Here is a 20,439-nt window from a genome sequence, read left to right as displayed (position 1 = left end):
GTGCCGCGCGGTGTGAATGCAAAAGCACACCTCAGGGGGTGGGCTCAGCCCTCGACTGCGAATGCTGCCGCTTGGCTGACCCAATCGTCGCGCTCGATGCGGCCCTTGAACTTCAGGCGCGCATCGACCCAGGCGATCTCGGCCGGGCCCCAGGCCGCGATCTGATCGAAGTGGTAAAAGCCCAAGTCGTTCAGCACGCCCTCCAGCTTCGGCCCGACGCCGGAAATTCGCTTCAGGTCATCGGCCCCGCCGTCGCGGGCGGCGGTCAACAACTCGGGCGCTTGCTCTTCAACCTCGGCTGTCGGCACCGGATCGGCCTTCGAGGGCGGCTTGGCCTTGGACTTCGCGGGCGCTTCGGCTTTCGCCACGCCGGTTGTATCTGCGGGCTTGCCCTTCGCGCGGTTCGCGGGCGCGGGACGCTCGGCCTCGGCGGGCAACCCGTCACCGGACTGCCGACCCCATGGGGCCAGCAACGGCACCTCGGTCCCGTCGATGCGTTTGATCGTGTCGCCGATGTCCATGGCCATGCGGGCCGAGATGTTCAGATCATCGCGCCCGGCCTCGTGGTCCGTCAAAGACGTCAGCCCACCCGCAGGCTCGGAGGCATAGCGCCCGTTCTGCGGCCCCGGTGTCGGCACCTCCCCGCGCGCCATGGCGTCGATAATCCCGGCGAAGCTTTCCGCCGTCAGATCCTCGTAATAATCCTTGCCAATCTGGGCCATCGGCGCGTTGGAACACGCCCCCAGACACTCGACTTCTTCCCACGAGAACTTGCCGTCGGCGCTGATCTGGTGCGGCTTGGCGGCGATCTTCTCTTTCGCCACGGCCACCAGGTCTTCCGCGCCACAGATCATGCACGACAGCGTGCCGCAGATCTGGATGTGCGCCACCGCGCCCACGGGGGCAAGCTGGAACATGAAGTAGAACGTCGCCACCTCCAGCGCGCGAATGTGCGCGAGGTCCAGCATATCGGCCACGTGTTCGATGGCGGGGCGGGTCAACCAGCCCTCTTGCTCCTGCGCGCGCCACAGCAGCGGAATGATCGCAGACGCCTGTCGCCCCTCGGGGTACTTGGTGATCTGAGCTTCCGCCCACGCCTGGTTGTCAGACGTGAAAGCAAAGCTATCGGGTTGCTCGGGGTGGAGGCGTCGCAGCATCAGTGTCGTCCCTGGCGGTCATTCGTTGGGGGTGGTTTCGCGCAAACGGGCCGGGATGTCCATGCGCGCCCCAGCCGCAGGCTGGAAATCTGGCCGTTGGGCCGCAGGCTGGAAATCGGGCAGCCAAGCCGCAGGCTGGAAATCGGGCTGTCACGCCGTCACCGCTCGGACCCATGGTGTGGCCTATGGCGCTGGCCTACCCCTCCGCCGTCCGCCCCGCACCCTACTGTGTGCCGATGAGGTAGGGGCGCAGATTGATTTGGTGCGATGTCGGTGCCGGCTCGCAATCGCGCGCCAGCCACATCCGGCCCTCAACCTCCACACGGCCACCCGTCACCATGTCGCCCGTGATTTCATCCACGATCAGGGCGGCATATCCTACCTCTGCGGCCTGTGGATGGGTCGAGGTTGACCCAAGCCGCCTGTCCGCCATTGCCACGATTGCCGCGTCGGGCCCCATCGGCAGCCCGCTGTCGGTCAGGATCCGGTCCAGCATCATCGCCTGAAACGCAAAGCCCATGTCCGACGGGATCATGCATTCGATCTGCGTGAAAAGCTCGGCCTCCACGGCGATCAATTCTTCCCGGCCGTAGCCAAACAGCGCCGCGTTGACGGCGGCCGTATCGATGACGGCAGGTGCTGCATCGACGCCCGTGCCGCCCATGCCCGCCGTGCAGCCGATCAGGCGATAGACGCCGGGCGTCGAATCGTCGATCCGGCCCGCATCATCCAGGTAGGCCCCGCCCCGGTTGCCCAATTCGTCGACCGCATCCAGAAACGCCCCGTAGGCATCGCGCGACAACGTCGCCACGGGCCCCGGCAGTTCGACACCATTGAAGATCGCGATATTGCGCGCCACGTTCTCTTCGAACGCCTCCGCCGTCTCATCCGTGATGGCACAGCCCACGGCGGCCAGTTCCAGCTCCAGAAACGCGGCGGCATCGGCCGCGCTCAGGGCGTTGGCCCACTGGGTTGCCACAAATACGTCGGCGGCCGCCCCGCTTGCCCCACCGGCGCACTCCCCGGTCGTCAGCAGCAGGCCATCGTCGCCCATCACCACATCGCCGGTTGCCATCATCGCTTCTACGGCGGCCCCGGCCTCATCTTCGGTCAGGCCCGCGGCCTGCAGGATCACGTCGCCGTTGGCCCCGTTGGCCAGGCATCCCGCAGCCGCCATCGCGGCGGCAAGACGCTGCACTGCGTCGCCCGATTGCGCGCTTGCCGGCCCCGCCAGGGCCAATGAAAGGCTCAACGAAAAGGGCATGATCAGGCGGAGGGAGAATGTCGAAGAGTGCATGCAATACCTATGGAAAATAACTGGAAAACAATGGGCTGACAGAAGTAGGGCGTCTTTCCTGACAAAATGCAAGAAAGACGCCCTCGCCCGGGTCGGACCCCTTCTTTCCGCCGGGCTAACGGGGCTGCGCCGAACCAACCGGGGAGGCGGCGGGCAAAGCACAGGGACTGATTTTGAGGAGGGCCTGTCGGATCGGCGCGGCAGGGAGGGAAGGCCGTGGTGATCCGGGAAGGGGGTGGCGTCTCCGATCAGCGGGATAAGGTCGATGTGTCTGTCACATCAATCTGCCGTCCGAGCCGCCGCACCACAACGGAGGGAATCCGTAGCTTACTCGGTCTCGGCTTCCGTGGTCTCACTACCCGGTTGGGCTGCCGCCTCTGCCAGGGCCTCACCAATGCACAGGCCCCAGTTGGTCAGCGTCATCGTGCCCTCGCCGCTGGGGCGCAGATATCCGTCGCGCATCAATGGCACGGCCATTTCCGGGAACTGCGCGTTCTCCAGCCCAGCCTCGGCCAACAAAGGGTTCACGTCGTCCTGATGCAGCACGCAGCCTTGGGCGGCAATCGCCTCGGCCAGCACGAAACCGGGATGATCGGCGGGCACAACCGCCTGCGCGCCCGCAGCAAAAGGGGCACCTGCGAGGAGCGCAGCGAGGAGGGGGGGAATAAATCGGGTCAAAGCGAAGCGTCCTTAGGTTGTTATCCCGCCAACACTATCACGCCGCCCCGATAGCAAAAGGGCAGGCAACCCACCGGCCCCCTGCCCCTTTTTATCACAAACCCGTGCGCGCCTTAGCGGTCGACTTCGCCAAACACGATATCAAGCGAGCCCAGAACCGCCGACACATCCGCCAGCTGGTGGCCCTTGCACAGGTGATCCATCGCCTGAAGGTGCGCAAACCCCGGCGCGCGCAGCTTGGCGCGATAGGGCTTGTTGGTGCCATCCGCCACCAGGAACACGCCGAATTCGCCCTTTGGCGCTTCGACACAGGCATAGATCTCGCCCTCGGGCACGTGGAAGCCCTCGGTATACAGCTTGAAGTGGTGGATCAGCGCTTCCATCGAGGTCTTCATGTCGCCCCGCGTCGGCGGCGCCATCTTGCCGCGTGCCATGACCGGGCCCGGCTCATTGCGCAGCTTTTCCACGGCCTGATGGATGATTTTGGTCGATTCGCGCATCTCTGCCATGCGGCACAGGTAGCGATCATAGCAATCGCCGTTCTTGCCCACGGGGATCTGGAAATCGAACTCGTCATAGCATTCATAGGGCTGCGCGCGGCGCAGGTCCCAGGCAAGGCCCGAGCCGCGGACCATGACGCCCGAAAAACCCCAATCCTGAATGTCTTCTTCCGTGACCACGCCGATATCGACGTTGCGCTGCTTGAAGATGCGGTTCTCAGACAACAGCCCGTCGATATCGTCGAGCATGTTGGGGAATTCCGTCGCCCATTGATCGATGTCCTCGATCAACTGCGGCGGCAGGTCCTGATGCACCCCGCCGGGGCGGAAATAGGCCGCGTGCAGGCGTGCGCCGCTGGCCCGCTCGTAGAAGATCATCAGCTTTTCGCGTTCTTCAAAGCCCCAAAGCGGCGGCGTCAGCGCGCCCACGTCCAAGGCCTGCGTCGTGACGTTCAGCAGGTGGTTCAGGATACGCCCGATCTCGCAGTACAGCACGCGGATCAACTGGGCGCGGCGCGGCACTTCCGTGCCCGTCATCCGCTCGATCGCCAGGCACCACGCGTGTTCCTGGTTCATCGTACCCACGTAATCCAGCCGGTCGAAATACGGCAGGTTTTGCAGGTAGGTCCGGCTTTCCATCAGCTTCTCGGTGCCACGGTGCAGCAGGCCGATGTGCGGATCACAGCGCTCGCAAATCTCGCCGTCCAGCTCCAGCACCAGGCGCAACACGCCGTGGGCGGCGGGGTGCTGGGGGCCAAAGTTGATGTTGAAGTTGCGGATCTTCTGCTCGCCGGTCTCGAAATCGGTCGAGCCGTCGTCGTAGGTATTCACCCGGATATCGCCGTCCATCATGCTTCATCCCCCGGCCATTTTTTCAGTGCCAATACCCACAACAGTACGAATGGCACGAACGGAAGTATTGCGAAGAGGGCGACCCAGGAAGCGATCCCGGCACGCGGCAGAATCTTCCAAAACGGAACCACGATCAATACCAGCATGATCAGAAGGATCAGGCCTGATGGACCAATATTATTCAGCATTATGCCTTCTCCCCCGCCTTTGCATCGGCCTTCTCATCGCCCGGAAGCACGTATTGCGCGCCTTCCCACGGGGACATGAAATCGAACTGGCGGTATTCCTGAACCAGGCTCACCGGCTCATAGACCACGCGCTTTAGCTCTTCATCGTAGCGCACTTCGGTGTAGCCCGTCGTCGGGAAATCCTTGCGCAGCGGGTGGCCGCGGAAGCCATAGTCCGTCAGCAGGCGGCGCAGGTCCGCGTGGCCGGTGATCAGGATGCCGAACATGTCGTAGATCTCGCGCTCGTACCAGCCAGCGCCCGGATGCACGTTCGAGATCGAGGGTAGCGTCTCATCCTCACGGATCGCCGCGCGGACGCGGACCCGGTGGTTCTGGTACATGCTGAGGAAGTGATACACGACATCGAAGCGCCGATCGCGTGAGGGGTAATCCACCGCCGTGATGTCGATCAGGGTCGAGAATCGGCAGGTCCGGTCGGTCTTGAGGAACTCGATGAACTCCACCAGTTGCGCGGGCGCGACGGTGACGCTCAACTCGCCCATGGCGTTGATGTCCGTGGACACCACATCATCGGGGCGCTTTTCCGTCAGGTACTCGGCCAGTTCTTGCAGGGCTGCACTCATGTTGCTGTCTCCACTAGGACCCGATCATGAAACGTGGCCCGGGTGTCATAGTCTGGAAAGAAAGGCTCCATGAAATCCGGCAAGACCGTCTGTGCGGGGTCATCCCCGGCAAAGGCCCGGATCGCGTCCATGTCATCCCATGTCATCAAAACGGTTACTCGGCAGGGGTCATCGTCACGCTCCGCAAGGAAGGTGACGTCCTGAAACCCCGGCACGGCGCGCACGTGGTCAAGCACCCGGTCGCGGTAGGTCTTCACCCATCGCGCAATGTCGGCGCGTGCGATGGAAGCTTCCCATTTCCGAACGACCGGACCACTCATCGCGCAATCGTCCCGGTGCGGCGGATCTTCCTCTGCAACTGCAAGATGCCATAAAGCAGCGCCTCTGCCGTCGGCGGGCAGCCGGGCACATAAATGTCAACGGGCACGATCCGGTCACAGCCCCGCACGACACTGTAGGAATAGTGATAATAGCCGCCGCCATTGGCGCAGGACCCCATGGAGATCACGTAGCGCGGCTCGGGCATCTGGTCGTAGACCTTGCGCAGCGCGGGCGCCATCTTGTTGGTCAGCGTACCCGCCACGATCATCACGTCCGACTGGCGCGGAGAGGCGCGCGGCGCGATCCCGAAACGCTCGGCATCATAGCGCGGCATGGAGGTGTGCATCATCTCGACCGCGCAGCACGCGAGGCCGAAGGTCATCCAGTGCAAGGATCCCGTGCGGGCCCAGTTGATGATGTCCTCGGACGAGGTGACGAGGAAGCCTTTGTCCTGAAGCTCTGCATTCAGAGCCTGAGTGGCGACCTCCCGGTCGGCCCCGGCATGGTTCGGAGTGGTTGCAACGCCCATCGTGGCTGATCCCTCAGTGTGGTTCGCTATCGGAGATACGTCTGCAAGGCGTCGGGGTCAACGTGAGCGCGCCATTTGAGCGGCGTGACCTTGTCGCACCCAAAAGCAATGCGCAGCATTGCGAAGGGCCCAAAAGCAATGCGCAGCATTGCGAAGGGCCCAAAAGCATCGCACAGCCGTGCGTTGGGCCCCATTCCTCATCCGAACAAACTATTCAGCGGGCGTTACCGGCTCTTCTCTTGACGTCAGCCGCAGGGCGATATCCTCCAGCAAGCTCGCTTGCCCGGCCGAGCGGTTGGCCCGCAGGGTACGTTCCTCGGCCCGGTCGATCTCGTCGATCAGGTAATCCGTCCCGTCATCCTGCCACCAGAAACCCAGGGCAAACCCCCTTGCCATGGGCGCGCTGCGCTCTTCCATGGTGACAAGCGTGCCCTTGCCCTTGGGCGTGAACGTCATCCGTGTGGCCGTCGTCTCCCGGGTGTTTTCATCCAGCACGATCACGTCGTGACTTGTCGCGTCGGAATGGCTGACGATACCGATCAGGTGCAGGTCATGGGCGCCCTCATCGGGTGGGGCGGCCTCAAACGAAATCTCGATGTCCTCGGCCCCGATCTCCTGCAATTGCGCGCTCATCTCGGCCATGGCGGCCTGGATGTCGGCCTCGTCTTCCACATGCACATCCACATCCACGTCGAAATCGGCGCCCTCGTCCCCCATGGCACAGGCAAAGGTGGGGCCGTCCAGATGCATCGTCACCTCGAAAATGCCCTCCTCATTGGCAGGCCCGCAGGTGATCTTGTCGTCCTCGCGTTCGGGGTAAAGCGTCACCGCCCGCTTCAACGCCACTGGCGACAGCCGCGACCAGCGCCGCGCGCGGGTCGTGATCGGTTGCGCCGGTCCCGCTGAAATCGCACCGAATCAATACGGTGGAGAACGCCAGGACCAACAAGCCCCCCAGAACCGCAATACCCGCAAGGCGCAGCGCCAGGCCCACCAGGCCCACGTCCGGCCCGATCATACCCCCCAGGATCAGCACGAAGCTCAGGCTGATCGAGACGGGCAGCGTCTCCATCCGGGCATTGGGATACCATAGCACATGGGCGACCGGCACCAGCACCGCGATCGGGGCCAGCGCCAGCGCCACCGGTCCCTTCAGCAGATAGACGATCGCAACGCTCAGCATCGGCAGTAGGATCGCCACGCAGATCAAACGACGCAGGCGGAACAAACGGTAAAGCAAAGCATGCATGGCGAAAGGTCCTGATGAATACGGTCAACCTTCGCGCTATCGGGGGAGTTGAGATTTTTATGGCGCGCAGGGCAAAGGACTTCCTGCGGTGACGGTCCCTTGGCCCTCCGATACGCATGCCAAAGCCCCCTTCCACAGGCCAATACCCCATGATGTTCACCTTCGCGCCCCCCCCTTTCGAGACCCCGTTCAAGGTCGCGTTCAAGGGCTATGCAAACAACCCCGAAGGCGCGAAAACCTTCCTGACCGACGCGATGCGCTCCTGAAGATCGGCCGACACCATGGCCAAGGCCTCGGCGCAAATGCCTATGTCGCCGGATTTCAGAGAAATTCCTGCTACAAGGCACGCCACGCGCCATTCATCGGAAATGTCTGCTAAGCGGACTTTGTTAGCTTTCGCTGCGGCTGCTCCAAGGTCGGCTCCACCGATAGACATAAAGAACCCCATGTGTCACTAAAGGTGCATGAATACTGTCGTTCAGAACTTTGGTCGTCAGGACCAAAATCGAATTACCTTCCCGGTCTGATTACCGGGCCGGGCTAATTCGGATTTGAACGTCAACTGCGCGCGTCGCGCTGAACAAGGGTATTCATATGTCCTCGACGACACCAACTCTGCACTTGTTGTGCGGAAAAATTTCTTCTGGAAAATCCACTCTGGCTGTCCAACTTAGTCGCACGGCTGGAACGATTGTGATTGCTGAAGATGAGTGGCTGTACGGTCTTTTTTCTGAAGAAATGGCATCGATTTCGGACTACATGCGGTGCATGTCAAAGTTTCGCGAGGTCATGGGACCACACGTCGTCTCATTGCTAAATGAGGGAATCTCAGTTGTTTTAGACTTCCAAGCAAATACAATTGCTTCGCGTGATTGGATGCGGAGCATCTTGGAACAGACAAAGGCTGCACACAAACTTCACGTTTTAGATGTCCCTGATGAAGTCTGTATCGCACGGCTTCATGCTCGCAACGCGCAAGGTGATCATCCGTTTGCGGCAACAGAAGAGCAATTTCGACAGATTTCGAAACACTTCGTTGCCCCTTCATCCGAGGAAGGATTCAATTTGGTGATGCATCATGTTGACACGAAACTCTGAGTTGACCGGACCTTCGTTGATGGTGCAGCAGTCGGTAAAATGGGCTCACAGCTGCCGCTCTGTGCACTTGGCCGCGCTCTGGCGCTTTGCCTCTCCGGGGCAGGCGTGTAACGCGCTGGTCATCCCCATGCCGCGGCTTGGTCGCGCAGGCCATCATGGCATTGGGGCGGGATCGGTTGCACCCCATGGGCCCACAAGCCGATTTGGGATTAAAAAAACGTAAACGAAATCGGCTTATTCGTTTTCAATCAACTACTTGGCTACTATGCTCAAGCTTGAGCACTAGAGCCCCGGACCAGTTATTCCCAGTCCAGCGCGCCCTTCTTCCACTCATAGGCGAAGCCGATCGTCAGCACGCCAAGGAAGACCATCATCGACCAGAACGCGAGGTCACTCAGCCCCGGAAACGCCGTGGCCCAGGGGAACAGGAACGCGATTTCCAGATCAAAGATGATGAACAGGATCGCCACCAGGTAGAAGCGCACGTCAAACTTCATCCGCGCGTCATCGAAGGCGTTGAACCCGCATTCATAGGCGCTGACCTTTTCCGGGTCCGGGTTGCTGACCGCAACCACGACCGCCGCCAGGATCAGCACCAGCGCCAGGCCAATGGCCAGACCCAGGAAGATCAGGATCGGGGCGTATTCTGTCAGAAGCTCGGTCATGGTCGCGTCCGTCGTTTGTGTCTTCCCGAGGTCTACGCCGCCGCCGCGCAGCGGTCAACGGGCCAAGGCTGCGGCAAAGGCGTGCGGTGACAGAGGCGAGTGGCGGGTTTGAGCCCGAGGTCCCCGACGCTGCAATCTGAATGAACGGCTGCTCCTCGGTTCCTGTAACACAGCAGAAGTCGGTTCACCGAATACGGAAGCAGGACCAGCTGCGGCGGGTATCACCGCAGCTTGCCTTGGATCGACGCTGTGGTGGTTATTCGTTTTTCATTGGGCAGGTGCTGATCCCCAGAATGGAATACACTGGGCAACTGCCCATCAGCCCGGTCACCAAGGGCACAAGGCCGATCAGACCCCACCACGATTGTGGTCCAACGAATACGAGTGACAATAGCACGAGACCAAGAACAACGCGTAGAACGCGGTCAATGGTACCTTCATTTTTGGACATCGCTTGGCCCTCCATTCATGAGTTTCATGCCCAATGTTATCGCGATATGACGGCGCTACGCGGTGACAATGTCACCGCAAACATGCGGCAACTTGCTCCAATTCGCGCAAGTTCAGGATTTCGATACCGTCATCTTTCTGTTTGACCCAGCCCTTCTTCGCGAATTCAGCAAGTTTGCGTGTCACATACGCCCGCCCCGAGGCCGTCTCCGTCGCCAAAGCCGCGTGCGTTGTCTCGACCACGCCTGTGGGCCCGACCATCCGTAGAAGCACATTGGCAAGCCGTGCATCGAAGCCTGTCAAAGCGATTTCTTCCACGAGTTGCTGGTATTCGGCGAACCGCGTCGCGACAGACGACATGATCCCGTCGCGAAACACCTGATCGTCAGCGAGTTTCTTGTGGAAATCGCTGGCAGGCACCAATTGGCCGGCAATCTCTGTCTCGGCAACACCCTCGGCACCATAGGGTTGGTCATTGATCAAGCAGGACAGTGTTTGCAGACAAACCTCTCCGGGGCGAACCCTGTACAGAACGACTTCGCGACCACTTGAGCCTGTCAGCGTCACCTTGATCGAACCCTTGGAAAGGACAATGAATCCAGGACAGGATTGCCCAGGCTGGAAAATCACTTTGCCCTTCGGCGCCACCAGACTTCGGACCACTGACATTTTTTTCCTTCAACGCAAAGTGTTCAGGTGCGTCGGAGTCTAGTCACCCTCTGGATCAAACGGAATACCGTCGGTCGCATTCGACAGGGGGTGATCCAATAGCGGCCATTGACATGGGCGCAACCAAAGTCCGCCCCGTCCCGTACAGCCGTCATTGGCCTTTACCGCAAGCCTGCGCCCCCCTCACAGCTTGTCGCGCAATTCCCGGCGCAGGATCTTGCCGCTGGCGGATTTCGGAACGCTGTCGACGAACCGATAGTCCACAGGATGCTTGTAGTGGGCCAGGCACCCCTCGCAATGGGCGCGCAGCGTGGCCTCTTCCACCTCGGGGGCCACGACGAAGGCGATCGGCACTTCGCCCGCCTCTGCATCGATGCGCCCGATCACGGCGGCATCGGTGACACCCTCACAGGCGCACAGCGCGGCCTCCACCTCGGCGGGGGCCACCTGGAAGCCCTTGTATTTGATCAGTTCTTTCAGGCGGTCCCGGATGTACATGAAGCCTTCTTCGTCGATCTCGGCCAGATCGCCGGTGCGCAGCCAGTCGCCCTCTGCCATCGTCTCTGCCGTGGCGTCGGGATTGTTCAGGTAGCCTTTCATCACCTGCGGGCCGCGAATCCACAGCTCTCCTTCCAGACCTGCGGGCAGGTCCTCCAGTGTCTCCGGATCCACGATCCGGCATTCGGTCGAGGGCACCGCCTGCCCGCTGGAGCCATGGCGGATGCTGTCGCCCTGTGTCATGTGGCTGATCGGGCTCAGCTCCGTCATGCCGTAGCCCTGCACCGAATTTGCGCCAAATCGCGTGCCCACGGCCGCCTCGATCTCGGCCCCCATCGGGGCGGCGCCCGAGAAGATCTGTTTCACCGAGGACACGTCGTAATCATCCACCATCGGGTGTTTCGCCAGCGCCAACGCCACCGGCGGCACGATATAAAGCCGCGTCGCGCGGTGCTCCTGGATCAGGCGCAGATACATCTCCAGATCGAAGCGCGGCATGGTGATGATCATGGCGCGCTGGTTGAGGAACAGGTTCATCAGCACGGTCATGCCGTAGATGTGGAAGAACGGCAGGAAGGCGATGGCCTTGTCGTCCGGGGTGATGTCCGCCACGGCGGCGGATTGCGTGACATTCGCCACCAGGTTGCGGTGGGTCAACATCACGCCCTTGGGCCGCCCTGTCGTGCCGCTGGAATAGGGCAGAACGACCACATCCTTCGCCCAATCGCCGGGCGCCTGCTCGGGCAATTCCGCGCCCATTACGTCGGCCATCCCCAAGGCGCCATTGCCGCCGCCGTCCAGCACAACCAGATCGCGACAGTCGGTGCCGACCATGGCCGTGCGCGCGACCTCCTCGAACATCGAGATCGTGACAAGCATCACCGCGCCCGCATCCTGCAACTGGTGCTGGATTTCAGGCGCCGTGTAGGTGGGGTTGATCGTGGTGACGGTCCCCCCGCCCCAGGCCACACCATGGAAGACGACGGGGTATTCGGGAATGTTGGGGGCCAGGATCGCAATGGTGCCGCCGGGCAGGATGCCCCGTGCCGTCAGCCCGCCCGCAAGCGCCTTGATTTGCGACATCAACGCCCCCGCCGTCACCGTCCGCCCCGAAGGACCGTCGATCACGACAACTTTGTCTTCACGGCCTGTCAGCCCCTCGAAGAGGGTCTGGGTCACCGAGGTATCGGGCACCGAAACAGGCGCGCGGGGGCTTGCGAATATGGCCATGTCAAATCTCCCTGGTACGGCAGCTCTGACGGCGCCGCTAAGGGCTACGATGGGCGATATTCCCGCACCCTGTCCAGAGGGTGCGCCCGCCGCAGCGCGGCATGAACCCGGCGCAGGCCCTGTGCCACCCTCACCAGCTTGGCTTGCGTTTGTCGAAGAACGCCGCGATCCCTTCGCCCGCTTCGTCGGATTCCCACCGCGCCACCAGCGCGGTGATGGAGGCCTCTACATCCGCCGCGCTGACGCCGCCTCCCAAGGCCGCAACCAGGGCCTTGCCCTCGGCGACCGCGCCGGGGGCCGCGGCCAGATAGGGCGCGATTTCGGCCTCCACCGCGTCATCCAGGGCCTCCGGCGCCACGACCTTGGCCAGAAGGCCAAGGCCCGCCGCCTCCGCCGCACCAAACAAGCGCCCCGAGAAGAACACCTGCCGCGCCCGCGCGGCGCCCATGCGCGCCACCACGTAGGGCCCGATGGTCGCCGGGATCAACCCAAGCCGCACTTCCGTCAGCCCGAACTTCGCGCCCTCGACACCCACGGCCACATCGCAGACCGACATCAACCCGACACCGCCCCCAAAGGCTTGCCCCTGGATCCGGCCGATCAACGGCTTGGGCAGGCGATCGAGCGTCCCCAGCATCGCCGCCAGGGCCCGCGCCTCCCGCGCGCGCGTCGGCCCATCGGCAGCCATTTGCGCGCGCATCCAACCCAGATCACCGCCCGCGCAGAAGCTGGCCCCCGCCCCTGTCAGCACTACGACCCGCACCGCCGGATCGCCGCCCAACGCCTCGGCTGCCGCCGTCAGATCCGTAATCATCGCAGCGTTCATGGCGTTGTGCACATCGGGGCGGTTCAACCGCACCGTTGCGACACCCCTTTCGTCCCGTGTCACTTCCAGCGTGTCCATGCTCAGCCCTCCCTCAGGCGCCGCGCCATGTCGGCGGCCTGCGCCAGTATTTCGGTGTCGAGGCCCGTTTCGAAGCCGCGTTTGCGCAGATGTGCGTCCAAAGCTTCCGTCGCGACATTGCCCGCCGCCCCCGGCGCATAGGGACAGCCGCCAAGCCCGCCGACAGCCCCATCGAAGACCCGCAGCCCCCGCGCGAGGGCGACATCCACATTCTCCAACGCGCGCCCGGCGGTATCGTGGAAATGCCCGGCCAGCTGCGCGGCGGGCAGTTCCTGCAACACCGCTTCCAACATCGCATCGACCTGCGCGGGCCAAGCATGCCCCAAGGTGTCACCAAGCGAGACCTCGTAAGCCCCCATGTCCCGTAGCGCTGCCACGAGGCGGGCGACCTGTGCGGGCGCTGTCTCTCCATCAAAAGGGCATTGCGTGACGCAAGAGACATAGGCCCGCATCGGCATGCCATCGGCCCGGGCGGCCTCCGCCACCTCCGCGAACCGCGCGAGGCTCTCTTCGATGGTCGCGTTCAGGTTCGCCTTTGAAAACCCCTCCGAGGCACTCGCGAAGATCGCGATCTCGCTGGCCTTGGCGGCAAGGGCCCCCGCGTAGCCCCGCATGTTGGGCGTCAGCGCCGCGTAGCTCACACCGTCCATGCGCGTGATACCTGCCAGTACGTCGGCCCCGTCCGCCATCTGCGGCACCCATTTCGGGGACACGAAGGACGCAACCTCGATCCGCGCAAACCCCGCGCGCGCGAGATGGTCGATCAAAGCGACCTTGTCCGAGGTCGCTATCATCCGCGCCTCGTTCTGCAACCCGTCGCGGGGGCCAACCTCGAAGATCTCGGCGCGCTCAGGCATCGTCGCGCCCCCCTGCCCTCTTTGTTCCCTGAAAATGCAATCCTGCCACCAGCCACACATCCCTACGCATCGGTCGGCACCTCATAGAAATCACGGGCATAAAACACTTGCGGCCCCTCGATCGCGGCGGCGGCCTGAAACGCCGGGCGCGCTTGCAACCGCGCCCAATAGGCCTGCAGCTTCGGCCAGGAGTCGAGGCGCACGTAGAAGGGCGCGGCGAACAGGTTGAACCCCATCATCGCATCCGCCGCCGAAAAGCCCGACGGCAGAATATATTCGTCCGCGATCATCCCATCCAAGGCGCGCAATGTGTCCGCCAGACGCAGCGTGTTCAGCTTGATGACCGTGGCCGAGGGCTTGGCAGGCGGGCGCAGGAACAGGTGGTTCAGGTTGAGCTGTTCGATCAGCGAGGCCATCGTTTCTGCAAACCCCATGGCTTCCAGGTAGGCGACCCGGTCCGGGTGGCCCGGAGGGCGGCCAAAGCCGAACGCGGGACGGCTTTCGCAGAGGTACTGAAGGATCGCAGCGGACTCGAAAACGGTGATCCCGTCAATCTCCAAAGCCGGGATCCGACCGGCGGGGGACCGCTCCAGGAATTCGGGCGCTCGCATGCCCCGACTGCCGATCTGATAGCGCAGGACCTCTGGGGTGATCCCCATCTCCTGCAGCAGCCACAGGACCCGGAACGACCGTCCCCACGGCACATGATGTAGACGGATCACGGCGCTGCCCCCACGCTTGAAGAAAATTCCTTGCAAGGAATTTGACAGAGCCTTGCAAGGCTCTGCGCGCGCCCCGGCGCGCCCGCAAACCTTTGCAAAGGTTTGCCCAGACTTTTGCAAAAGTCTGTTCCCCCGCTCATCCCTCGTCCTCCAGCACGATCAGCGTCGCCCCCGCATCCACCTGTGCGCCTGCCACCGCCAGGACCTCCGCCACCACACCATCGCGCCCTGCGGTCAACACATGCTCCATCTTCATCGCCTCTAGGATTGCCAAGCGATCCCCGGCGTGCACCTCGGCGCCGACTTCCACGAAGACTGCTTTCACCAGCCCCGGCATCGGCGCTTCGATCCGGCCCGCCAAAGCCCCCGGCCCCACGGCCACATCAAGCGGATCGGGCAGGGTGAAATGGTAGTTGTTGCCCCAGAACACCGACACGCCCGCAGAATGTCTGACAACCTCGGCCGAAACCGGTGTGCCATCGACGGCCCAACCTCCGCGCCGCAACGTGACCTCATGGGTCCCGTCTTCACCGCGCACCACGGCCGTGCCGGGGCCATCCACGGACACTTTCAGCACCTCGACCCCATCGCCATGGCCCAGTGTGACCGAGCGTTCCAACGGCGCCCAAAGGCTGAACCCTTCCGCCTCTGCGCCGTCCATGCTCATCGCCGCCGCCGCGACCGCGCGGCAGCGCGTGCAGGGGGCCGGGCTACGCGACAGGGCCTCGACCTCCCGGTCGATCAGGCCCGTATCGACCTCTCCCCGCCCGAAGCCCTCATGGCGCGCCAAGGCCCGCAAGAACGCGAGGTTCGTGACAGAGCCCGCCACCTGAGTACCCGACAACGCCTGATCCAACCGGGCCAACGCGATCGCGCGCGTGGGGCCGTGAACGATCAGCTTGGCAATCATCGGATCATACCAGTGGCTGATCTCATCACCCAGCCGCACCCCCGTATCGGCGCGCGCATCATCGGGAAACGCCAGATGGGCCACGGTTCCCGTGGCCGGAAGGAAGCCCTTAGGGACGTCCTCCGCATACAAGCGCGCCTCGAACGCATGGCCGTCGATGGACAGATCCTCCTGTGCGCAGGGCAGCGCCTCTCCGCTGGCCACCCGCAACTGCCATTCAACCAGGTCGATCCCCGTGATCGCCTCCGTCACCGGATGCTCCACCTGCAAACGCGTGTTCATCTCCATGAAGTAGAACCGGTCGGCGCGCAGGCCTTCGCTGGCATCCACAATGAACTCGACCGTGCCCGCGCCCTTGTAGCCAATCGCCTCCGCCGCGCGCACGGCGGCCTGCCCCATGGCGGCGCGCATCTCGGGCGTCATGCCCGGCGCCGGGGCTTCCTCGATCACCTTCTGGTGGCGCCGTTGAAGGGAGCAATCGCGCTCGAACAGATGCACCGCCCTCTCGCCATCGCCAAAAACCTGCACCTCGATATGCCGAGGGGTAGCGACGTATTTCTCCACCAAGACCGCGTCATTGCCGAACGCCGTTGCGGCCTCGCCCCGGGCGCTGGCCAGTGCCTCGGCAAACCCTGCCGCAGAATCCACGCGGCGCATCCCCTTGCCGCCGCCCCCTGCCACGGCCTTGATCAACACCGGGTAGCCGACCTCTTCGGCGCGCGCGGCCAGATCATCCTGCGCCGCGCCGTGGTAGCCCGGCACCACGGGCACGCCCGCCTCTTCCATCAGGGCCTTGGCCGCGTCCTTCAAGCCCATCGCCCGGATCGCCGCCGCGCTTGGTCCGATGAACACCAGTCCCGCCGCCTCCACAGCCTCAACGAACTCGGGGTTTTCACTCAGGAACCCATAGCCCGGATGAACCGCTTCCGCGCCCTTCTCCAATGCCGCCGCGATGATCACATCGCCGCGCAGGTAGCTGTCCTTGGGGGCGGGGCCGCCGATCCACACCGCCTCATCCGCCATCTCCACATGGCGCGCGCCCGCGTCGGCGTCCGAGTAGACCGCCACCGTCCGCACACCCATCGCGCGCGCCGTGTCGATCACCCGACACGCAATCTCGCCGCGGTTTGCGATCAGAATCTTCTTAAACATCACAACATCTCGCTTGGCGTAATCATCAGGCTTGCACCGATGTTCGCCCCTATGAATTCATCAATCTCGCCATCCACCTCAAGCCCCCATGACAGGGGGCGATCAAGGCACCCGACGCGTCGGATCACCCGCGCCTTAGGGGGTGGCATTCCCCGGGGACAGGTCAGTTCCCCAAAAGCGGCGCTGTCCCCAACCTCGATGCGGCCCGGGTCCCCATCGACGATGATCAACGTCCGTCCCCCATCAAGGGGGCTGGCATGCTGAATGCGCGTGAAAAACCTGTCACGGCGCTGCGTCTTGGTCATCACGATCAACCGCCCCCAAATCCTCGACCACCTCGAACCGCTCCCAGATCAATTCCATCTGCGGCTCGAAGATCCCCAGCCGCCGGTAATACCGCTCATGGCCAGCTTTCCACCCGGCCAGATCCTCATCCTCGCCCTCGGCCAGCGCCATCTCTTCCGTCATGTCGCAGAACCGCACCAGCCGAAGCTCCATGGTCCGGTTCACCAGCGCGGGCCACCCGTCGAAGGTTGTGGCGATGTCACACCGTCCGATCTGCGGCACCACCTCCCCGCCCGCGACCTCGGCCATTGACAGGCAGGTCGCCCGCTTCTTCCCCGCCCGCACCAGTGCCAGCAACGCTGCTGACAATTGCGCGCTGTCCCCGAAGATATAGGTCTGCGCGTCCGGATACCTCTCTCTCACCGCTTCAAGGGTCACGCCGCCTCCCCCTTCATCTTGCCCAATACAACTCATTCCCACATCCGCCCCCATCACATCCGGAAGACACCGAAGCGCGTTTCCTCGATCGGCGCATTCAACGCCGCCGCCAGGCTCAGCCCCAACACTTCGCGCGATTTCCTTGGATCCACGACCCCGTCATCCCAAAGCCGCGCGCTCGCGTACAACGGATGCGATTGCTCTTCGAACATCTCCACCGTGGGCCGTTTGAACTCTGCCTCGTCCTCCGCCGACCACGCCTCTCCGCGCTTCTCCATCGCGTCGCGCTTCACGGTCGCCAGAACCCCCGCCGCCTGCGCGCCGCCCATCACGGAAATCCGCGAACTGGGCCATGACCACAGGAAGCGCGGCGAATAGGCCCGCCCCGCCATGCCATAGTTCCCGGCCCCGAACGATCCGCCCACCAGCATCGTCACCTTCGGCACCGCCGTGGTGGCCACCGCCGTCACCATCTTGGCCCCGTGACGGGCAATGCCTTCGTTCTCGTACTTCCGGCCCACCATGAAGCCGGTGATATTCTGCAAGAAAACCAACGGGATCCTGCGCGAGGCGCACAGCTCCACGAAATGCGCCGCCTTCTGAGCCGCCTCAGAGAACAACACGCCATTGTTGGCGATGATGCCCACCGGCAGGCCCATGACCTCGGCAAAGCCGCAGACGATCGTCTCGCCGAACCGCGCCTTGAACTCGTCGAAATAGCTGTCGTCCACCACACGGGCGATGAGCTCGCGGATATCGTAGGGCGTGGTCAAGGCCGCAGGCACCACGCCCAGTAATTCCTCCGGGTCATAGGCCGGGGGACGCCCGCCCAACGTCACGCCATACCGCTCACTGAACCCATCCAATGATCCCACCGCGCGCCGTGCAAGCGCCAGCGCGTGTGCGTCATCTTCGGCCAGGTAATCGGCCACACCCGACAAACGCGTGTGCACCTCTCCGCCGCCCAGATCCTCGGCCGTCACGACCTCTCCGGTTGCCGCTTTCACCAAGGGCGGGCCGGCCAGAAAGATCGTCCCCTGCTCCTTCACGATGATGCTCACGTCTGCCATCGCAGGCACATAGGCCCCGCCCGCCGTGCACGAGCCCATCACCACCGCGATCTGCGCGATGCCCTTGGCGGACATCTGCGCCTGATTGTAGAAAATCCGCCCGAAGTGGTCCCGATCCGGGAACACCTCGTCCTGGTTCGGAAGGTTCGCACCGCCCGAGTCCACCAGATAGATACAGGGCAGCCTGCATTCCTCGGCGATTTCCTGGGCGCGCAAATGCTTCTTCACCGTAATCGGGTAATACGTCCCGCCCTTCACCGTCGCATCATTGCAAACGACCATGACATCGCGGCCCATGACCCGGCCGACACCGGCGATGACGCCGCCACAGGGTGCTGCGCCATCGTACAGGCCATGGCCCGCCAGTGCGCCCACCTCCAGAAACGGAGACCCCGCGTCCAGCAAGTTCGCCACCCGCTCGCGCGGCAGCATCTTGCCCCGTGACAGGTGCCGCTCCCGCGACCGCGCCCCGCCGCCCGCCGCCGCCAGATCCGCCGCCTCCCGGACGACACGCAAGGCGTCCAGATGCGCGTCACGGTTGGCGCGGGCGTCCTCGGACCCCGCCACAAAGGAGGATTTCAACTTCATTGCAGTCTCTCCAGATCAATCGGGTCATGGCCGACCAGATCGACCGCCCCCTCCCGGCGCGCCATGCGCCACGCCCCGTAGGCATCTTCCAATGCGACGCCCTCGGACACGATCTCGCAATAGCGCTCCCGCTCCGCGTCACTCATATGATCGCATGTCGTCGTGTCAGCCTCTGCCCCGGCCCGTGCCAGGGCAGCGGGCTCGGATAAGGTGACGTCCGCCAGACGCGCCACGATCGCGGCGCGATGCGTCCGCACCCATGCGGCCAGATCGCCCAGACACGCCACGCCCGCCTCCTGCCATTCGCAGATCTCCATCGACAGGCCGAGGCACTCGAACGTGGCCTGCTCGAAGGTCTCCACAAGCACCGCCTGATCCGCCTCCGCCAGATCGTCGGCCAGGGACTGCTCGATCGCGGCATCGCTCAGGCGCAGGCATTCCTGCGCGATCCCGCTGGCAATCGCCGCCGGGCGCGGCCCGTCCTGCGCCACGGCCCCGCCCGCCGCAAAAGCCGCCATCACAACGCCCAGGATCCCCCGTGCGCAAATCCCCTGTGCGCAAATCATCGGTGCGCAAATCATCGGTGCGCAAATCATCGCGCATCCCCCAAATCCGCCAACGCGTCCCAATCCAGCGGCCCCATGACCCCCATCAGCCGCGCCAACTGCCAGGCCCATACCGCCTCTTCGAACTTCAGCGCCGCCTGAAAACTGTCGCACCAAAGACCGCGTCGATAATCCCACCCGGCGCAATCATCCCCCGCATTCGTCCCATGGGCCAGCGTGTGAACCCTTGCGTACAAGGGCGCCAGCGGCCCCTCGACCCCGTCCGGCGCGGACAACAGCGCCCGCATCTGCGCCGCACGCGCCTCGAACGCGGCGCGCAGGCGGCGCTGGCAGATCAGCGAGTTGTCCGAGACCTGGCAGATCCCCATCGCCAGATAGCCGCAATGCTGCACCCAATGGACATTGATCGAGCCCACCGCCCAATCCGCCCCATAGCCGGGCGTCTGCAAGGCCTGCTCGAAGGCGGCCATCTGCTCGGGCAGGCACACCTCGAAACGCGGCGTATCCGGCGCACCGTCGCCCCAGCTTTGCGCCGCCAGAGGGCCTGCCAGCAGCGTCAGGATCAGCGCCAGCGCCCTCATGTCGTCCCCTCCTCGAACAAAACCGCCGCATCGACCGGCTCGCCGCGGTCGTCGACGGCCACGAACCAGGCCTCGGATCCTTCCGCCTCGCAAATCACGATCATCCGCACCCCCTCCACACCCGCAGGCACCGCGTAGCAATCTGTCCGCGCGCGGCCCGTCTGCGCCACGTAGTCCGCTGCGTGACGCTCGATGATCTCGCTTTCGCTCAAGGGTGCCGAGGCCACGCCCAGGTACAGCCCGACCACGCCCGCCAGCGTCAGGATCAAGGCCAACGGCAAGGCGATCTGGCGCATCATGCCCAGGCCCCCGCGCGGCCCTCACACAAGCGCGCCGACGCTTCCCCTTTCATCTTGCTCAAA

Annotated in this window: 25 protein-coding genes; 1 reads left to right on the top strand and 24 read right to left on the bottom strand. The window is 63.7% G+C overall.

The features are described from left to right. Positions 1–44: 44 nt before the first annotated feature. The 10 genes from KUL25_RS20885 to KUL25_RS20840 all read right to left on the bottom strand — a co-directional run bounded on the left by KUL25_RS20885 (position 45) and on the right by KUL25_RS20840 (position 7,394). The gene (locus tag KUL25_RS20885) at positions 45–1,157 is read right to left on the bottom strand and encodes an NADH-quinone oxidoreductase subunit E (RefSeq protein WP_257894655.1); all 1,113 of its coding nucleotides are present in this window, start codon (positions 1,155–1,157) and stop codon (positions 45–47) included. A 223-nt stretch (positions 1,158–1,380) separates the two neighbouring features. Then, complete coding sequence (locus KUL25_RS20880) at positions 1,381–2,421, bottom strand: hypothetical protein (protein ID WP_257894654.1); 1,041 nt, start codon at positions 2,419–2,421, stop codon at positions 1,381–1,383. Positions 2,422–2,781: 360 nt separating this feature from the next. Further along, the gene (locus KUL25_RS20875) at positions 2,782–3,132 is read right to left on the bottom strand and encodes a hypothetical protein (RefSeq protein ID WP_257894653.1); all 351 of its coding nucleotides are present in this window, start codon (positions 3,130–3,132) and stop codon (positions 2,782–2,784) included. 113 nt (positions 3,133–3,245) lie between these two features. Continuing rightward, the gene (locus tag KUL25_RS20870) at positions 3,246–4,484 is read right to left on the bottom strand and encodes an NADH-quinone oxidoreductase subunit D (RefSeq protein ID WP_257894652.1); all 1,239 of its coding nucleotides are present in this window, start codon (positions 4,482–4,484) and stop codon (positions 3,246–3,248) included. Beyond that, the gene (locus tag KUL25_RS20865; RefSeq protein ID WP_257894651.1) at positions 4,481–4,672 is read right to left on the bottom strand and encodes a hypothetical protein; all 192 of its coding nucleotides are present in this window, start codon (positions 4,670–4,672) and stop codon (positions 4,481–4,483) included. The genes KUL25_RS20870 and KUL25_RS20865 overlap by 4 nt, the downstream gene beginning before the upstream one ends. Beyond that, the gene (locus tag KUL25_RS20860; RefSeq protein WP_257894650.1) at positions 4,672–5,295 is read right to left on the bottom strand and encodes an NADH-quinone oxidoreductase subunit C; all 624 of its coding nucleotides are present in this window, start codon (positions 5,293–5,295) and stop codon (positions 4,672–4,674) included. The genes KUL25_RS20865 and KUL25_RS20860 overlap by 1 nt, the downstream gene beginning before the upstream one ends. Continuing rightward, a complete protein-coding gene (locus KUL25_RS20855; RefSeq protein ID WP_257894649.1) occupies positions 5,292–5,615 on the bottom strand; it encodes a hypothetical protein in 324 nt (107 codons plus the stop codon). Before KUL25_RS20855 ends, KUL25_RS20860 begins: the two co-directional genes overlap by 4 nt. Beyond that, positions 5,612–6,145: a NuoB/complex I 20 kDa subunit family protein gene (locus KUL25_RS20850; RefSeq protein ID WP_068360244.1), complete on the bottom strand. Its 534-nt coding sequence runs from the start codon at positions 6,143–6,145 to the stop codon at positions 5,612–5,614. Before KUL25_RS20850 ends, KUL25_RS20855 begins: the two co-directional genes overlap by 4 nt. A 210-nt stretch (positions 6,146–6,355) precedes the next feature. Next, a complete protein-coding gene (locus tag KUL25_RS20845; RefSeq protein ID WP_257894648.1) occupies positions 6,356–6,973 on the bottom strand; it encodes a hypothetical protein in 618 nt (205 codons plus the stop codon). Next, positions 6,918–7,394, bottom strand: coding sequence for a hypothetical protein (locus KUL25_RS20840; protein ID WP_257894647.1), 477 nt, complete (start codon positions 7,392–7,394; stop codon positions 6,918–6,920). The genes KUL25_RS20845 and KUL25_RS20840 overlap by 56 nt, the downstream gene beginning before the upstream one ends. Before the next feature lie 594 nt (positions 7,395–7,988). On the opposite strand from KUL25_RS20840, the gene KUL25_RS20835 reads away from it, so the two are divergent. Next, entirely contained in the window at positions 7,989–8,492 is a 504-nt protein-coding gene (locus KUL25_RS20835; protein WP_257894646.1) for a P-loop nucleotide/nucleoside kinase family protein, read from the top strand. A gap of 299 nt (positions 8,493–8,791) precedes the next feature. Here KUL25_RS20835 and KUL25_RS20830 read toward each other — a convergent pair whose 3' ends face one another. The 14 genes from KUL25_RS20830 to KUL25_RS20765 all read right to left on the bottom strand — a co-directional run bounded on the left by KUL25_RS20830 (position 8,792) and on the right by KUL25_RS20765 (position 20,376). Continuing rightward, positions 8,792–9,157 (bottom strand): NADH-quinone oxidoreductase subunit A, encoded by a 366-nt coding sequence (locus tag KUL25_RS20830; RefSeq protein WP_011454278.1) that lies wholly within the window; start codon positions 9,155–9,157, stop codon positions 8,792–8,794. Between the two features lie 256 nt (positions 9,158–9,413). After that, complete coding sequence (locus KUL25_RS20825; RefSeq protein WP_257894645.1) at positions 9,414–9,608, bottom strand: YgaP family membrane protein; 195 nt, start codon at positions 9,606–9,608, stop codon at positions 9,414–9,416. 71 nt (positions 9,609–9,679) lie between these two features. Beyond that, positions 9,680–10,276, bottom strand: coding sequence for a Crp/Fnr family transcriptional regulator (locus KUL25_RS20820; protein ID WP_257894644.1), 597 nt, complete (start codon positions 10,274–10,276; stop codon positions 9,680–9,682). 183 nt (positions 10,277–10,459) lie between these two features. Further along, positions 10,460–12,004 (bottom strand): AMP-binding protein, encoded by a 1,545-nt coding sequence (locus KUL25_RS20815; RefSeq protein WP_257894643.1) that lies wholly within the window; start codon positions 12,002–12,004, stop codon positions 10,460–10,462. A 130-nt stretch (positions 12,005–12,134) separates the two neighbouring features. Further along, positions 12,135–12,908, bottom strand: coding sequence for a crotonase/enoyl-CoA hydratase family protein (locus KUL25_RS20810; protein ID WP_257894642.1), 774 nt, complete (start codon positions 12,906–12,908; stop codon positions 12,135–12,137). Positions 12,909–12,910: 2 nt separating this feature from the next. Further along, on the bottom strand, positions 12,911–13,765 hold the full coding sequence (locus KUL25_RS20805) for a hydroxymethylglutaryl-CoA lyase (protein WP_257894641.1): 855 nt from the start codon (positions 13,763–13,765) through the stop codon (positions 12,911–12,913). Positions 13,766–13,827: 62 nt separating this feature from the next. After that, positions 13,828–14,487, bottom strand: coding sequence for a glutathione S-transferase family protein (locus tag KUL25_RS20800; RefSeq protein WP_257894640.1), 660 nt, complete (start codon positions 14,485–14,487; stop codon positions 13,828–13,830). 136 nt (positions 14,488–14,623) lie between these two features. Beyond that, the gene (locus tag KUL25_RS20795; RefSeq protein WP_257894639.1) at positions 14,624–16,549 is read right to left on the bottom strand and encodes an acetyl-CoA carboxylase biotin carboxylase subunit; all 1,926 of its coding nucleotides are present in this window, start codon (positions 16,547–16,549) and stop codon (positions 14,624–14,626) included. After that, positions 16,549–16,854 carry a hypothetical protein gene (locus KUL25_RS20790; RefSeq protein ID WP_257894638.1) on the bottom strand — a complete coding sequence of 102 codons (306 nt, stop codon included), beginning with the start codon at positions 16,852–16,854 and terminating at the stop codon, positions 16,549–16,551. The genes KUL25_RS20795 and KUL25_RS20790 overlap by 1 nt, the downstream gene beginning before the upstream one ends. Further along, complete coding sequence (locus tag KUL25_RS20785) at positions 16,832–17,272, bottom strand: ASCH domain-containing protein (protein WP_345791013.1); 441 nt, start codon at positions 17,270–17,272, stop codon at positions 16,832–16,834. The genes KUL25_RS20790 and KUL25_RS20785 overlap by 23 nt, the downstream gene beginning before the upstream one ends. A 53-nt stretch (positions 17,273–17,325) precedes the next feature. Further along, positions 17,326–18,930: a carboxyl transferase domain-containing protein gene (locus KUL25_RS20780; protein ID WP_257894636.1), complete on the bottom strand. Its 1,605-nt coding sequence runs from the start codon at positions 18,928–18,930 to the stop codon at positions 17,326–17,328. Further along, complete coding sequence (locus KUL25_RS20775; RefSeq protein ID WP_257894635.1) at positions 18,927–19,448, bottom strand: hypothetical protein; 522 nt, start codon at positions 19,446–19,448, stop codon at positions 18,927–18,929. Before KUL25_RS20775 ends, KUL25_RS20780 begins: the two co-directional genes overlap by 4 nt. A 74-nt stretch (positions 19,449–19,522) precedes the next feature. Beyond that, positions 19,523–20,077, bottom strand: coding sequence for a hypothetical protein (locus KUL25_RS20770; RefSeq protein ID WP_257894634.1), 555 nt, complete (start codon positions 20,075–20,077; stop codon positions 19,523–19,525). Continuing rightward, positions 20,074–20,376 carry a hypothetical protein gene (locus KUL25_RS20765; protein ID WP_257894633.1) on the bottom strand — a complete coding sequence of 101 codons (303 nt, stop codon included), beginning with the start codon at positions 20,374–20,376 and terminating at the stop codon, positions 20,074–20,076. The genes KUL25_RS20770 and KUL25_RS20765 overlap by 4 nt, the downstream gene beginning before the upstream one ends. Positions 20,377–20,439: the final 63 nt, after the last annotated feature.

The organism is Gymnodinialimonas phycosphaerae, assembly GCF_019195455.1.
GTDB classification, from domain to species: Bacteria; Pseudomonadota; Alphaproteobacteria; order Rhodobacterales; family Rhodobacteraceae; genus Gymnodinialimonas; species Gymnodinialimonas phycosphaerae.
This window is presented reverse-complemented; position numbering and strand designations above follow the sequence as displayed.

Coding starts and splice junctions, on each gene's coding strand:
- KUL25_RS20780 (WP_257894636.1), bottom strand. CDS start 18,930: ATGAAGTTGAAATCCTCCTTTGTGGCGGGGTCCGAGGACGCCCGCGCC.
- KUL25_RS20825 (WP_257894645.1), bottom strand. CDS start 9,608: ATGTCCAAAAATGAAGGTACCATTGACCGCGTTCTACGCGTTGTTCTT.
- KUL25_RS20855 (WP_257894649.1), bottom strand. CDS start 5,615: ATGAGTGGTCCGGTCGTTCGGAAATGGGAAGCTTCCATCGCACGCGCC.
- KUL25_RS20870 (WP_257894652.1), bottom strand. CDS start 4,484: ATGATGGACGGCGATATCCGGGTGAATACCTACGACGACGGCTCGACC.
- KUL25_RS20765 (WP_257894633.1), bottom strand. CDS start 20,376: ATGATGCGCCAGATCGCCTTGCCGTTGGCCTTGATCCTGACGCTGGCG.
- KUL25_RS20860 (WP_257894650.1), bottom strand. CDS start 5,295: ATGAGTGCAGCCCTGCAAGAACTGGCCGAGTACCTGACGGAAAAGCGC.
- KUL25_RS20830 (WP_011454278.1), bottom strand. CDS start 9,157: ATGACCGAGCTTCTGACAGAATACGCCCCGATCCTGATCTTCCTGGGT.
- KUL25_RS20865 (WP_257894651.1), bottom strand. CDS start 4,672: ATGCTGAATAATATTGGTCCATCAGGCCTGATCCTTCTGATCATGCTG.
- KUL25_RS20885 (WP_257894655.1), bottom strand. CDS start 1,157: ATGCTGCGACGCCTCCACCCCGAGCAACCCGATAGCTTTGCTTTCACG.
- KUL25_RS20835 (WP_257894646.1), top strand. CDS start 7,989: ATGTCCTCGACGACACCAACTCTGCACTTGTTGTGCGGAAAAATTTCT.
- KUL25_RS20810 (WP_257894642.1), bottom strand. CDS start 12,908: ATGGACACGCTGGAAGTGACACGGGACGAAAGGGGTGTCGCAACGGTG.
- KUL25_RS20795 (WP_257894639.1), bottom strand. CDS start 16,549: ATGTTTAAGAAGATTCTGATCGCAAACCGCGGCGAGATTGCGTGTCGG.
- KUL25_RS20775 (WP_257894635.1), bottom strand. CDS start 19,448: ATGGCGGCTTTTGCGGCGGGCGGGGCCGTGGCGCAGGACGGGCCGCGC.
- KUL25_RS20805 (WP_257894641.1), bottom strand. CDS start 13,765: ATGCCTGAGCGCGCCGAGATCTTCGAGGTTGGCCCCCGCGACGGGTTG.
- KUL25_RS20820 (WP_257894644.1), bottom strand. CDS start 10,276: ATGTCAGTGGTCCGAAGTCTGGTGGCGCCGAAGGGCAAAGTGATTTTC.
- KUL25_RS20790 (WP_257894638.1), bottom strand. CDS start 16,854: ATGACCAAGACGCAGCGCCGTGACAGGTTTTTCACGCGCATTCAGCAT.
- KUL25_RS20880 (WP_257894654.1), bottom strand. CDS start 2,421: ATGCCCTTTTCGTTGAGCCTTTCATTGGCCCTGGCGGGGCCGGCAAGC.
- KUL25_RS20815 (WP_257894643.1), bottom strand. CDS start 12,004: ATGGCCATATTCGCAAGCCCCCGCGCGCCTGTTTCGGTGCCCGATACC.
- KUL25_RS20840 (WP_257894647.1), bottom strand. CDS start 7,394: ATGCATGCTTTGCTTTACCGTTTGTTCCGCCTGCGTCGTTTGATCTGC.
- KUL25_RS20770 (WP_257894634.1), bottom strand. CDS start 20,077: ATGAGGGCGCTGGCGCTGATCCTGACGCTGCTGGCAGGCCCTCTGGCG.
- KUL25_RS20850 (WP_068360244.1), bottom strand. CDS start 6,145: ATGGGCGTTGCAACCACTCCGAACCATGCCGGGGCCGACCGGGAGGTC.